At 59.6% G+C, this 12,987-nt stretch carries 11 protein-coding genes; 9 read left to right on the forward strand and 2 right to left on the reverse strand.

Annotated features, from left to right (window positions below; genetic code table 11):
• Nucleotides 1–159: 159 nt before the first annotated feature.
• Nucleotides 160–876 (reverse strand): SIMPL domain-containing protein, encoded by a 717-nt coding sequence (locus AD668_RS03145; RefSeq protein WP_053154513.1) that lies wholly within the window; start codon nt 874–876, stop codon nt 160–162.
• A gap of 243 nt (nt 877–1,119) precedes the next feature.
• On the opposite strand from AD668_RS03145, the gene AD668_RS03150 reads away from it, so the two are divergent.
• From AD668_RS03150 to AD668_RS03165, 4 genes are all read left to right on the forward strand, one after another.
• The gene (locus AD668_RS03150; RefSeq protein WP_053154516.1) at nt 1,120–2,382 is read left to right on the forward strand and encodes an ATP-binding protein; all 1,263 of its coding nucleotides are present in this window, start codon (nt 1,120–1,122) and stop codon (nt 2,380–2,382) included.
• Entirely contained in the window at nt 2,375–2,935 is a 561-nt protein-coding gene (locus AD668_RS03155) for a response regulator transcription factor (RefSeq protein WP_007981466.1), read from the forward strand. Before AD668_RS03150 ends, AD668_RS03155 begins: the two co-directional genes overlap by 8 nt.
• 97 nt (nt 2,936–3,032) lie before the next feature.
• Nucleotides 3,033–4,760 carry an ABC transporter ATP-binding protein/permease gene (locus AD668_RS03160; RefSeq protein ID WP_053154519.1) on the forward strand — a complete coding sequence of 576 codons (1,728 nt, stop codon included), beginning with the start codon at nt 3,033–3,035 and terminating at the stop codon, nt 4,758–4,760.
• Between the two features lie 177 nt (nt 4,761–4,937).
• Entirely contained in the window at nt 4,938–5,687 is a 750-nt protein-coding gene (locus AD668_RS03165; protein WP_053154909.1) for a FadR/GntR family transcriptional regulator, read from the forward strand.
• Nucleotides 5,688–5,702: 15 nt separating this feature from the next.
• Here the strand turns inward: AD668_RS03165 and AD668_RS03170 are convergent, their stop codons facing one another.
• Nucleotides 5,703–6,074: a hypothetical protein gene (locus AD668_RS03170; protein WP_053154522.1), complete on the reverse strand. Its 372-nt coding sequence runs from the start codon at nt 6,072–6,074 to the stop codon at nt 5,703–5,705.
• Nucleotides 6,075–6,337: 263 nt separating this feature from the next.
• Here AD668_RS03170 and kdgD point away from each other — a divergent pair, with 263 nt between their 5' ends.
• From kdgD to AD668_RS03195, 5 genes are all read left to right on the forward strand, one after another.
• Complete coding sequence (gene kdgD, locus AD668_RS03175) at nt 6,338–7,249, forward strand: 5-dehydro-4-deoxyglucarate dehydratase (RefSeq protein ID WP_007976489.1); 912 nt, start codon at nt 6,338–6,340, stop codon at nt 7,247–7,249.
• Between the two features lie 61 nt (nt 7,250–7,310).
• Nucleotides 7,311–8,756: an aldehyde dehydrogenase family protein gene (locus AD668_RS03180; protein ID WP_053154525.1), complete on the forward strand. Its 1,446-nt coding sequence runs from the start codon at nt 7,311–7,313 to the stop codon at nt 8,754–8,756.
• Nucleotides 8,757–8,921: 165 nt separating this feature from the next.
• Nucleotides 8,922–10,289 (forward strand): MFS transporter, encoded by a 1,368-nt coding sequence (locus AD668_RS03185; RefSeq protein WP_053154528.1) that lies wholly within the window; start codon nt 8,922–8,924, stop codon nt 10,287–10,289.
• An 11-nt stretch (nt 10,290–10,300) separates the two neighbouring features.
• Nucleotides 10,301–11,854 (forward strand): galactarate dehydratase, encoded by a 1,554-nt coding sequence (gene garD / locus AD668_RS03190; RefSeq protein ID WP_053154531.1) that lies wholly within the window; start codon nt 10,301–10,303, stop codon nt 11,852–11,854.
• Nucleotides 11,855–12,009: 155 nt separating this feature from the next.
• A complete protein-coding gene (locus AD668_RS03195; protein WP_053154534.1) occupies nt 12,010–12,951 on the forward strand; it encodes an AEC family transporter in 942 nt (313 codons plus the stop codon).
• The last annotated feature ends 36 nt before the right edge of the window (nt 12,952–12,987 follow it).

Below are 12,987 nucleotides of genomic sequence, written 5' to 3' on the forward strand. Positions count from 1 at the left end.
GGTGGGCATGGCGTGAATAAGAGTGGTTATTGTTGCACCGATAGTGGCCAATCGACGGCTCTATCGGGTGGACCTATCCAGTTATAGCTCATGCCGGAAAACTGCCAAGAAAAACGGCGATCATTTTTTGATCGCCGTTTTTTGTTTACGGATTTCGAATCAAGGCATCAGCACTTCAATCGACCCATCGGCCGTCATGCTCACCTGGCTGGTCCCGGCTTCGACTTCCGGCGTGACCGGTGCGCTGTCCATGGCGGCGGCTTTCATCATCATTGGTGCGCGCAGATAGGGCTGTGGATAACCGTTGCTGTTGAGGTTCAGGTTGACGATCTTGTAGCTTTTGCCGCCTAGCGCATCGGTGGCCAGTTGGGCGCGGGCCTTGAAAGCGGTCACTGCGTCCTTGAGCAATGCGTCTTCGCTGGCCTTGCGGGTAGGCGTCGCGATGGCGAAGTCCATGCCGCCCATTTTCAGGTCGGTGAGCAATTCGCCGGTCAGCTTCGACAGTGCGGCGAAGTCCGAACTTTCCAGGCGCAACTCGGCGCGTTCACGCCAGCCGGTGATCTTCTGACCCTTGGTGTCGTAGATCGGATAGCTGTTGCGGCTGCCCTGGCGCAGGGTGATGTCCTTGACCTGTTTAGCCTGGGCCAGTGCCTTGTTCATGGTGGTGCTGACCTCGGCGGCGAGTTTGGCCGGGTCGGTGTTCTGTGCTTCGGTGTAGAGCGTCACGATCATCAGATCGCGGGCCACTTCCTGACTGACTTCGGCGCGCAGGGAAATCTGGTTGTAATGAAGCTCGTCGGCGGCCAGGGCCGGGAGGCTGGCGAGGGTGCCAACGCTCAGGGCGAGGAGGGCGGCGCTGCGGCGGAATGTGTGCATGGAAGCTCCTGATTTTGGTGCGCAGGTTGATAGTCCGGTCCTGCGTGAAGCCTTCAGACTCTAGCTTTTGAACTCCGTTTCGCACAGTTACATCTTGTATACAGATGCATGGCTGCTGCTCGCAGTTTGTAGGAGCTGGCAAGCCAGCTCCTACATGTGGCCGTTTGCCGCACTTTTGCCTGTCAGACCCCGTGCTTGGTTATACTCCCGGTGATCCGCCTGGAGCGCTCATCAGGAGAGCTCATGCTCGCCCCCGTTCAAATCACTTCCGCGACTCGTCAGAACCTCTGGCGGCTGACGTTCATCCGCACTTTGGTCCTTGCTGCCCAAGCCGGTTCCGTGGGCCTGGCCTACTGGCTCGAATTGCTGCCGTTGCCCTGGTTTCAGCTGGCCGCGACCCTCGCGTGTTCAATGCTGCTGTGCGTGTTCACGGCCATTCGCCTGCGCACTTCCTGGCCGGTGACCGAGCTTGAATACGCCGTGCAACTGGCCTGCGACCTGTTTATCCACAGTGCATTGTTGTTTTTCTCCGGTGGCTCGACCAATCCCTTCGTCTCGTATTACCTGGTGCCGCTGACTATCGCTGCGGTCACGCTGCCCTGGCGTTACTCGGTGATCTTGTCGGGTATCGCGCTGACGATGTACACGCTGTTGCTGGCGCAATTCTACCCGTTGCAGACCTTCCCGATTGCCCGGGAAAGCCTGCAGGTATACGGCATGTGGCTGAGCTTCGCCCTCGCGGCGGCGGTGATCACCTTCTTCGCTGCACGCATGGCTGAAGAGCTGCGTCGCCAGGAGGAACTGCGTGCGATCCGCCGTGAAGAAGGCCTGCGCGACCAACAGTTACTGGCTGTCGCCACCCAGGCCGCGGGCGCCGCCCATGAATTGGGCACACCGCTGGCGACCATGAGCGTGCTGCTCAAGGAAATGCGCCAGGACCATCATGACCCGATGTTGCAGGACGACCTGAGCGTGCTCCAGGATCAGGTCAAGCTGTGCAAGGAAACCTTGCAGCAACTTGTTCGGGCAGCGGAGGCCAATCGCCGCTTGGCGGTAGAGATGCAGGACGTCACCGACTGGCTCGACGAAGCCCTCAATCGCTGGCACCTGATGCGCCCCGAAGCCAGTTATCGCTTCCAGCGTCTCGGTCAGGGCCCGGTGCCGCGCATGGCGCCGCCGCCGGACCTGACCCAGGCGCTGCTGAATTTGCTGAACAACGCCGCCGATGCCTGTCCCGAAGGTCTGCAAGTGACCCTCGACTGGGATTGGGAAAACCTGACCATCAGCATTCGCGACCACGGTGCCGGTGTGCCGCTGGCCATTGCCGAACAGATCGGCAAACCGTTTTTTACCACCAAGGGCAAAGGCTTCGGCCTTGGCCTGTTTTTGAGCAAGGCCAGCGTGACACGCGCCGGCGGCTCAGTGAAACTCTACAGTCATGAGGAAGGTGGCACGCTCACCGAGCTGCGCCTGCCCCGTGTCGCCCGAGGAGACGAACATGAGTGAAGAGATCCAAGTCGAAGGCGAAGAACTGCCGCATTTGTTGCTGGTTGATGACGACGCCACCTTTACCCGCGTCATGGCCCGCGCCATGGCCCGCCGTGGTTTTCGCGTCAGCACCGCCAGTTCCGCCGAAGAAGGCCTGGAGCTGGCCAAGGCCGATCTACCGGATTACGCCGCCCTGGACCTGAAGATGGACGGCGATTCCGGGCTGGTGCTGCTGCCGAAATTGCTTGAAATGGACCCGGAAATGCGGGTGGTTATCCTCACCGGTTATTCGAGCATTGCCACGGCGGTCGAAGCGATCAAGCGCGGCGCCTGCAACTATCTGTGCAAACCGGCTGATGCCGATGACGTGCTGGCAGCCCTGCTGTCCGAGCATGCCGACCTTGACAGCCTGGTGCCGGAAAACCCGATGTCCGTGGACCGCTTGCAGTGGGAGCACATTCAGCGCGTGCTGACCGAACACGAAGGCAACATCTCCGCCACGGCCCGCGCCCTGGGCATGCACCGCCGTACGCTTCAGCGCAAACTGCAGAAGCGTCCCGTCCGTCGCTGAACCTGCGCTGAACGAATGCGGACCGCTCCTCGCGACAAACCGAACCGATCATCTATGATCGGTTCGTGCGTGTTCATTTCTTTATCGAGCCTTTTCCATGAATCAGAACGCTGAGTACTCCGCGGTCAATGATGCTGTGCGCGGGCAGTTTTTTCGCAAAGTGTGGGCGATGATCACGCCTTACTGGCGTAGTGAAGAGAAAGTCAAAGCCTGGACGCTGCTGATCGCGGTCATCGCGTTGTCGCTGATTAGCGTGGGGATCTCGGTGTGGTTCAACACCTGGTACAAGGATTTCTACAACGCCTTGCAGCAGAAGGATGAAGCCGCGTTCTGGCGACTGATTCTGTACTTCTGCGCGATTGCCACCGTGGCGATTATCGGCGCGGTGTACCGCCTCTACCTGACCCAGATGCTGACGATCCGCTGGCGGGCCTGGCTCACCGAAAAGCATTTTTCGCGTTGGCTCGCCGACAAGAATTATTACAAGCTGGAACAGGGCGGTTACACCGATAACCCGGACCAGCGGATTTCCGAAGACCTCAACAATTTCACCTCGGACACCCTGAGCCTGGGCATTGGCTTGCTGCGCAACGTCGTCAGCCTGGTGTCGTTCTCGATCATCCTCTGGGGGGTGTCGGGCAGCATCGAAGCGTTCGGCGTGACCATTCCCGGCTACATGTTCTGGTGCGTGCTGGTTTACGCGGTGGTGGGCAGTTGGCTGACGCATTTGATCGGGCGTCGCCTGATCGGCCTGAACAACCGGCAACAGCGCTTCGAAGCCGACCTGCGTTTCTCCATGGTGCGGGTTCGCGAGAATGCCGAAAGCATTGCGTTGTACAACGGCGAACCGAATGAAAACCGCCGCTTGAGCAGTCGTTTCTCGATGGTCTGGCACAACTTCTGGGACATCATGAAGGTGTCCAAGCGTCTGACCTTTTTCACGTCCGGTTACGAGCAAGCGGCGATCATTTTCCCCTTCATCGTCGCAGCACCACGTTACCTTTCCGGAAAAATCGAACTGGGCGAGCTGATGCAAATCAGCTCGGCATTCGGCAATGTCCAGGACAGTTTCAGCTGGTTCATCACCGCGTACCAGAGCCTCGCCTCGTGGCGCGCCACCTGCGATCGTCTGCTCAGCTTCCGTCAGGCCATGACTGACAACGAACAACGTGCACCGGCCATCGACGTGCAAACCTCGGGCTCCGAGTTGAAGGTGCAAGACCTCGGTCTCGACCTGGCAGACGGTCGCCACTTGTTGACCAGTGGCGACATGACCGTGGAGGAGGGCGAGCGCGTCATGCTCAGCGGTCGCTCAGGCAGCGGCAAGTCGACTTTGCTGCGGGCGATGGGGCATCTGTGGCCAACAGGACACGGCAGCATTCGTTTGCCGTCGGCGCGGTATCTGTTTTTGCCGCAGAAACCCTATCTGCCAATTGGCACGTTGCGTGAAGCACTGAGTTATCCACAGGTCGCCGACACCTATCCGCACGAGCGCTACGTGCACGTGCTGGAAACCTGTCGTTTGCCGCATCTGGTGGCGCGTCTGGATGAAGCCAACCACTGGCAGCGCTTGTTGTCACCGGGTGAGCAACAACGTCTGGCCTTTGCTCGCGCTCTGCTTTACGCGCCGCAATGGCTGTACATGGACGAAGCGACATCGGCGATGGATGAAGAGGACGAGGCGTCGCTGTATCAGGCGCTGATCGACGAGCTGCCAGGGTTGAGCATCGTCAGCGTCGGCCATCGCAGCAGTCTCAAGCGCTTCCATCCACGGCACATTCGTATCGAGAATGGGCATTTGGTGGATCAGACCGTGACCGCCTGAACACCATGCCCCTGTAGGAGCTGGCTTGCCAGCGATGAACGATAACGCAGTTTCACAGACGGACCGCGTGATGGCCATCGCTGGCAGCCAGCTCCTACACAGGGCGGGGTGATCGTACAACCGCGTTGCGTTATGATGCAGTTTCAGCCGCCGACTCTTTCGAGACAGATGTTCACCATGGAAAACCCGAACGCCGCACCACGCCTCCCTCGCAAGCGCCGCAGCCTCGCTCAGGAACTGGTGACGGTGCTGTCCGAGCAGATTCGCGACGGCCACCTCAAGCGTGGTGACAAATTGCCCACCGAATCGGCGATCATGGATGCCCATGGCGTTAGCCGCACCGTGGTGCGTGAGGCGATCTCCCGTTTGCAGGCGGCGGGGCAGGTGGAAACCCGCCACGGCATCGGTACCTTCGTGCTCGACACACCGAGCCCGAGCGGTTTTCGCATCGACCCCGCGACGGTGGTGACCTTGCGTGATGTGTTGGCAATTCTTGAATTGCGCATCAGCCTGGAAGTGGAGTCTGCCGGCCTGGCCGCGCAACGCCGTAGCCCCGAACAACTGGCGACCATGCGTGCGGCCCTCGATGCTTTGAACGAAAGCGCGGCCCACGCCAGTGACGCGGTAGCCTCGGACTTTGCCTTCCACCTCGAAATCGCTTTGTCCACCGGCAACCGCTATTTCACCGACATCATGACCCACCTGGGCACCAGCATCATTCCGCGCACCCGGCTCAATTCCGCGCGGCTGGCCCATGACGACCAGCAGCACTACATGAGTCGCCTGAGTCGTGAGCACGAAGAAATCTACGATGCCATCGCCCGCCAGGATTCCGATGCGGCGCGGGCCGCCATGCGTTTGCACCTGACCAACAGCCGTGAGCGTTTGCGGCATGCGCATGAAGAGGCGCAGGCGCAGCGGGGCTGAAGCAATGTATTGCGGCTAAGGCTCAATGCGCAGTAACAGGGGGGCTGAAGTTGCAACGCCCAATTCTCCGCTGGTTTGGTAACGCAGCTTGACGGTTGTGTTCAAGTGGTCCCGCAGTGTTGTGCTGAGTACATAGACTTTCAGGTTCGGCACTTTTTCGACGTCTTCGTTGGCATTCATTTGTCCAGCCTGGAGCTTGTCACTGCTTCGGTTGGCGGATTCCTCAGCCTCCCCCAAGACCGCGTAAACATCATCCAGGGGAGAAATCTCGTCGGAATCAGGAATGCAGACTTCCAGTGCATCTTTCAGTTTCGATAACGCCACAACAATTTCTTTGCCGGCATTTCCGGATGGGAAGTCGGTGAGGCTGGGTGCGAGAAGCGCCATGATGAAATCTCCTTTGATAGTCGAGACCGGCCTTTAGCGCCAGGGCCTCAGCCTCTGTTATCCCTCCTCAGGCGTTTCGTTCGAAACTGTTAGAAATAACAGTTTCGACGAGCGGTCGCGGCTGGCCTTTTTTCATCTTCGATTTGCCACGGGCGATGAAATGCAGTTGACGGTTAATTTTTAAGTTGTACGATGACCTACAACCTCAGCGCGGGCTGAACCGTTTTCTCACACACAACGTCGCAATCCAGGGTGTTCGAATAATGAATCCACAAGAACTGAAGTCCATCCTCTCTTCCGGTCTGCTGTCTTTCCCGGTAACCGATTTCAATGCCCAGGGCGATTTCAACCGCGCTGGTTACATCAAGCGTCTGGAATGGCTGGCCCCATACGGCGCCTCGGCTCTGTTTGCCGCAGGCGGCACCGGTGAGTTTTTCTCTCTGGCGGCCAGCGAGTATTCGGAAATCATCAAGACGGCCGTCGATACCTGCGCGACCAGCGTGCCGATTCTGGCCGGTGTCGGCGGTTCGACCCGTCAGGCCATCGAGTACGCTCAGGAAGCCGAACGCCTGGGCGCCAAAGGCCTGTTGCTGCTGCCGCACTACCTGACCGAAGCCAGCCAGGACGGTGTTGCCGCCCACGTTGAAGCCGTGTGCAAATCGGTCAACATCGGCGTTGTGGTCTACAACCGTAACGTCTGCCGCCTGACCGCACCGCTGCTGGAGCGTCTGGCCGAGCGCTGCCCGAACCTGATCGGCTACAAGGATGGCCTGGGTGATATCGAGTTGATGGTGTCGATCCGTCGCCGCCTCGGTGATCGCTTCAGCTACCTGGGCGGCTTGCCGACCGCCGAAGTCTACGCCGCTGCCTACAAGGCACTGGGCGTGCCGGTTTACTCCTCGGCGGTGTTCAACTTCATCCCGAAAACCGCGATGGATTTCTACCACGCGATCGCTCGTGAAGATCACGCCACCGTTGGCAAGATCATCGATGACTTCTTCCTGCCGTACCTGGACATCCGTAACCGCAAAGCCGGTTATGCCGTGAGCATCGTCAAGGCCGGGGCAAAAATTGCCGGCTACGACGCAGGTCCTGTGCGTGCACCGCTGACCGATCTGACCGGCGAAGAGTACGAAATGCTCGCCGCGCTGATCGACAAGCAGGGTGCGCAGTAACACATCCGATTAAGTAAGGCCGCTGAGCAATCAGCGGCCTTTTGCGTGAGGAGATCTCAAAGTGGCAGATGCAAAGCGTTTTGATAACTACATCAACGGTGAATGGGTTGCCGGTGGCGATTATTCGACCAACATCAACCCGTCCGAACTGAGCGATGCCATCGGCGACTACGCCAAGGCTGACCTGGCTCAGGTCCACGCCGCCATCGACGCCGCCCGCGCCGCATTCCCGGCCTGGTCCACTTCCGGCATTCAGGCGCGTCACGACTCGCTGGATAAAGTCGGCACCGAAATCCTTGCTCGTCGCGAAGAACTCGGCACCCTGCTGGCCCGGGAAGAGGGAAAAACCCTGCCTGAAGCCATCGGTGAAGTGACCCGCGCCGGTAACATCTTCAAGTTCTTCGCTGGTGAATGCCTGCGTCTGTCCGGCGACTATCTGCCGTCGGTGCGTCCGGGCGTCAACGTTGAAGTCACTCGCGAAGCCTTGGGCGTGGTCGGCTTGATCACTCCGTGGAACTTCCCGATTGCCATCCCGGCATGGAAAATCGCCCCGGCTTTGGCCTACGGCAACTGCGTCGTGCTCAAACCTGCTGACCTGGTTCCAGGTTGCGCCTGGGCGCTGGCCGAAATCATCTCTCGTGCAGGCTTCCCGGCCGGCGTCTTCAACCTGGTGATGGGCAGCGGTCGGGTGGTTGGCGATGCGCTGGTGCAGAGCCCGAAAGTCGACGGCATCAGCTTCACCGGCTCCGTGGGAGTCGGCCGTCAGATCGCAATCAACTGCGTATCGCGTCAGGCCAAGGTCCAGCTGGAAATGGGCGGCAAGAACCCGCAGATCATTCTCGACGATGCCGACCTCAAGCAAGCGGTCGAGTTGTCGGTACAGAGCGCGTTCTACTCCACCGGCCAGCGTTGCACCGCTTCCAGCCGCTTTATCGTCACCGCAGGCATCCACGACCAGTTCGTCGAAGCCATGGCCGAGCGTATGAAATCGATCAAGGTCGGTCACGCGCTGAAAGCCGGCACCGACATTGGTCCGGTGGTCTCGCAAGCGCAGCTTGAGCAGGACATGAAGTACATCGACATCGGCCAGTCCGAAGGTGCGCGTCTGGTCAGCGGCGGTGGCCTGGTGACCTGCGACACCGAAGGTTACTTCCTCGCGCCAACATTGTTTGCCGACAGTGAAGCCTCGATGCGCATCAGCCGCGAAGAGATCTTCGGCCCAGTGGCCAACATCGTGCGTGTGGCCGATTACGAAGCTGCACTGGCCATGGCCAACGACACCGAGTTCGGTCTGTCGGCGGGTATTGCCACCACTTCGCTGAAGTATGCCAACCACTTCAAGCGCCACTCCCAGGCCGGGATGGTGATGGTCAACCTCCCGACCGCCGGTGTGGATTACCACGTTCCGTTCGGTGGGCGTAAAGGTTCATCCTATGGATCACGTGAGCAAGGTCGCTATGCGCAAGAGTTCTACACGGTCGTGAAAACCTCTTATATCGGTTCGTAAAACGCCACACCCCCTGTAGGAGCGAGCCCTGCTCGCGATGGTCTTGAGGTCGCGGTGGTAAACCTGATGCCCCGCGTCATCGTTGACCACCATCGCGAGCAGGCTCGCTCCTACAGGACAACAGATTCACCCGCGCATAAAAATAATCAGTGGGAGTACATCTACATGCAATCGACCAAGCCGACTCACGTCCGCTATTTGATCCTGCTCATGCTTTTCCTCGTGACCACGATCAACTATGCCGACCGGGCTACCATCGCAATTGCCGGCTCCAGCCTGCAAAAAGACCTCGGTATCGACGCCGTCACCCTCGGCTACATCTTCTCCGCATTCGGTTGGGCCTACGTGGCCGGGCAAATTCCCGGTGGCTGGCTGCTGGACCGTTTCGGTTCGAAAAAAATCTATGCACTGAGCATCTTCACCTGGTCGCTGTTCACCGTGCTGCAGGGCTATGTCGGTGAGTTCGGCATGTCCACGGCCGTGGTTGCGCTGTTCATGCTGCGGTTTCTGGTGGGTCTGGCCGAAGCGCCTTCGTTCCCGGGTAACGCGCGCATCGTGGCAGCCTGGTTTCCGACCGCTGAACGCGGCACCGCTTCGGCGATCTTCAACTCGGCGCAGTACTTTGCCACTGTGTTGTTCGCACCGTTGATGGGCTGGATCGTCTATAGCTTCGGCTGGCAGCACGTGTTCATCGTCATGGGCGTGATCGGCATCATCTTCTCCGGGATCTGGCTGAAAGTGATCTACAGCCCGCGTCAGCACCCGCTGATCAACGAGGCCGAGTTCAAGCACATCGCCGACAACGGCGGCATGGTCGACATGGACCAGGACAAGGGCAAAGGCAAAAAGGGCGACGGTCCGAAGTGGGACTACATCCGTCAGTTGCTGACCAACCGCATGATGCTCGGCGTGTATCTGGGCCAGTACTGCATCAACGGCATCACCTACTTCTTCCTGACCTGGTTCCCGGTGTACCTGGTGCAGGAGCGCGGCATGACCATCCTCAAGGCCGGTTTCATCGCGTCTTTGCCGGCGATCTGCGGCTTCATCGGTGGAGTACTCGGCGGGGTGATTTCCGATTACCTGCTGCGTAAAGGCCATTCCCTGACCTTCGCCCGCAAGGCACCGATCATCGCTGGCCTGCTGGTTTCCAGCAGCATCGTGGCGTGCAACTACGTAGACGTTGAATGGATGGTCGTGGGCTTCATGGCACTGGCGTTCTTCGGCAAAGGCGTGGGCGCGCTGGGCTGGGCGGTGGTGTCCGACACCTCGCCCAAGCAGATTGCCGGTTTGAGCGGTGGTCTGTTCAACACCTTCGGCAACATCGCTTCGATCACCACGCCGATTGTCATTGGCTACATCATCAGCTCCACCGGTTCGTTCAAGTGGGCGTTGGTGTTCGTCGGTTGCAACGCTTTAGTCGCGGTGTTCAGCTATCTGGTTATTGTGGGGCCGATCAAGCGTGTGGTGCTCAAAGAGCCACCAGCGAATGGGTCTGAAGCCCCTGGCAAATTGTCTCAAGCGCATTCCTGAGGAGCGGCGTCATGCAGTTGATTGAACATTCCGATTCGCCGCGCTATATCCGCCTGCACGAGCGGGACAACGTGGTCATCGTGGTCAATGATCAGGGCGTACCGGCCGGCACCGAGTTTTCGGACGGTCTGGTCACTGTGGATTTTGTACCGCAGAGCCACAAGGTCACCCTGGAAGATATTCCCGAGGGGGGGCAGGTGATTCGTTACGGCCAGGTCATTGGCTACGCCTTGCAGCCGATTCCACGTGGCAGTTGGGTCAAGGAAGATCAACTACGCATGCCGACCGCGCCACCGCTGGACAGCCTGCCGCTGTCCACCGACGTGCCGGCCGCGCAGGCACCGCTGGAAGGATTTACCTTCGAGGGTTATCGCAATGCCGACGGCACCGTTGGCACGCGCAACATTCTCGGCATCACCACCACGGTTCAATGCGTTACGGGAGTTCTCGACCATGCGGTAAAACGCATCAAGGACGAGTTGCTGCCCAAGTATCCGCACGTCGATGACGTGGTGGCGCTGACCCACAGTTACGGCTGTGGCGTGGCGATCACCGCCACCGACGCGTACATCCCGATTCGTACCGTGCGCAACCTGGCGCGTAACCCGAACCTGGGCGGCGAAGCCTTGGTGATCAGCCTGGGCTGCGAGAAATTGCAGGCCGGGCAGGTGATGCACGAGAACGACAGTTCGGTGGATCTCAGCGAGCCTTGGCTGTACCGCTTGCAGGATTCCAGCCACGGTTTTACCGAGATGATCGAGCAGATCATGGAGCTGGCAGAAGCCCGCTTGAAGAAGCTCGACCAACGTCGTCGCGAAACCGTGCCGGCGTCCGAGCTGATCCTCGGCATGCAATGCGGCGGCAGTGATGCGTTTTCCGGGATCACTGCCAACCCTGCGCTGGGTTACGCTTCGGACCTGTTGCTGCGCGCAGGGGCGACAGTGATGTTTTCCGAAGTGACCGAAGTGCGCGATGCGATTTACCTGCTGACCTCGCGTGCGCAAACCAAAGAAGTCGCGCAGGAACTGGTGCGCGAAATGGACTGGTACGACCGTTACCTGGCCAAGGGTGAAGCGGATCGCAGCGCCAACACCACGCCGGGCAACAAGAAAGGCGGGTTGTCGAACATTGTCGAGAAATCCCTCGGATCGATCGTCAAGTCCGGCAGCAGCGCGATCAGCGGCGTGCTCGGCCCTGGTGAGCGGTTCAAGGAAAAGGGCCTGATCTTCTGCGCGACGCCGGCCAGCGATTTTGTCTGCGGGACGTTGCAACTGGCGGCGGGGATGAACCTGCATGTGTTCACGACCGGTCGTGGTACGCCGTACGGTTTGGCGATGGCGCCGGTGGTGAAGGTCTCGACCCGGACGGAACTGGCCCAGCGCTGGCCGGACCTGATCGACATTGACGCCGGACGGATCGCTACTGGACGCGCTTCCATCGAAGACCTCGGTTGGGAGTTGTTCCACTACTACCTGGACGTGGCCAGCGGCAAGAAACAGACGTGGGCCGAACAGCACAAGCTGCATAACGACATCACCCTGTTCAACCCGGCGCCGATCACGTAAGACCGCGTCGCCTGCATCGCTGGCAAGCCAGCTCCTACAAGGATTGCGCTGAACCTGTAGGAGCTGGCTTGCCAGCGATGGCGATCTACCAGACGCCAACGTCTGCGGTGGCTTATCATTAGCCGCCTAACGACGCCCACCAAGGTTACCCCGGCATGCTGGCAATTTTCCTCGAAACCCTGAACATCACCGCACCGGTGTTCGCCATGCTGTTTCTCGGGGTGTTGCTCAAACGCGTCGGCTGGATCAACGACAATTTCATCCACACCGCGTCGGCCCTCGTGTTCAACGTCACCATGCCGGCGTTACTGTTTCTGGGCATCCTGCACGCCGACCTGCACGCCGCGTTGCAACCGGCGCTGCTGATCTATTTCTCACTCGCGACCCTGGTGTGTTTTGCCATCGCCTGGGGCTGGGCGATCATCAAATGCCCACGCGAAGACCGGGGCATTTACACCCAGGGTGCGTTTCGCGGCAACAACGGCGTCATCGGCCTGGCGCTCGCGGCGAGCATGTACGGTGACTACGGGATTTCCCTTGGGGCAATTCTCGCGGCACTGGTGATCCTGTTTTACAACACGCTTTCTACCATCGTGTTGGCGGTGTACAGCCCGGTGATCAAGTCCGATCCGTGGAGCATCTGCAAAAGCGTGTTCAGCAACCCGCTGATCATTAGTGTGATCGCGGCGGCGCCGTTCGCCTATTTCAAGATAGGTTTGCCGGGATGGCTGGAAACGTCTGGCCAGTACCTGGCGCAAACCACCTTGCCGTTGGCATTGATCTGCATCGGCGGAACGCTATCCCTGGCGGCGTTGCGCAAAAGCGGCAACATGGCGCTGAGTTCGAGCCTGGTGAAGATGATCGGCCTGCCGGTGCTGGCGACGCTGGGGGCGTGGTTGTGGGGCTTTCGTGGCGCGGAGTTGGGGATTCTGTTCCTGTACTTCGGCAGCCCGACTGCGGCGGCGAGTTTTGTCATGGCCCGACAGGCCGATGGCAATCATGAGCTGGCGGCGGCGATCATCGTGATCACCACATTGATGGCGGCGATCACCACCAACATCGGAATTTTCTTTTTGCAGTGGGGTGGGTGGATCTAAAGGCAAAGGTCAAAAGATCGCAGCCTGCGGCAGGTC

This window comes from Pseudomonas sp. P1.8 (genome assembly GCF_001269805.1).
In the GTDB taxonomy this organism is placed as follows: domain Bacteria; phylum Pseudomonadota; class Gammaproteobacteria; order Pseudomonadales; family Pseudomonadaceae; genus Aquipseudomonas.

Excerpts from the sequence above, each read along its gene's own strand:
- AD668_RS03145 (WP_053154513.1), bottom strand. The coding sequence starts at position 876 with ATGCACACATTCCGCCGCAGCGCCGCCCTCCTCGCCCTGAGCGTTGGC.
- AD668_RS03150 (WP_053154516.1), top strand. The coding sequence starts at position 1,120 with ATGCTCGCCCCCGTTCAAATCACTTCCGCGACTCGTCAGAACCTCTGG.
- AD668_RS03155 (WP_007981466.1), top strand. The coding sequence starts at position 2,375 with ATGAGTGAAGAGATCCAAGTCGAAGGCGAAGAACTGCCGCATTTGTTG.
- AD668_RS03160 (WP_053154519.1), top strand. The coding sequence starts at position 3,033 with ATGAATCAGAACGCTGAGTACTCCGCGGTCAATGATGCTGTGCGCGGG.
- AD668_RS03165 (WP_053154909.1), top strand. The coding sequence starts at position 4,938 with ATGGAAAACCCGAACGCCGCACCACGCCTCCCTCGCAAGCGCCGCAGC.
- AD668_RS03170 (WP_053154522.1), bottom strand. The coding sequence starts at position 6,074 with ATGGCGCTTCTCGCACCCAGCCTCACCGACTTCCCATCCGGAAATGCC.
- kdgD (WP_007976489.1), top strand. The coding sequence starts at position 6,338 with ATGAATCCACAAGAACTGAAGTCCATCCTCTCTTCCGGTCTGCTGTCT.
- AD668_RS03185 (WP_053154528.1), top strand. The coding sequence starts at position 8,922 with ATGCAATCGACCAAGCCGACTCACGTCCGCTATTTGATCCTGCTCATG.
- garD (WP_053154531.1), top strand. The coding sequence starts at position 10,301 with ATGCAGTTGATTGAACATTCCGATTCGCCGCGCTATATCCGCCTGCAC.
- AD668_RS03195 (WP_053154534.1), top strand. The coding sequence starts at position 12,010 with ATGCTGGCAATTTTCCTCGAAACCCTGAACATCACCGCACCGGTGTTC.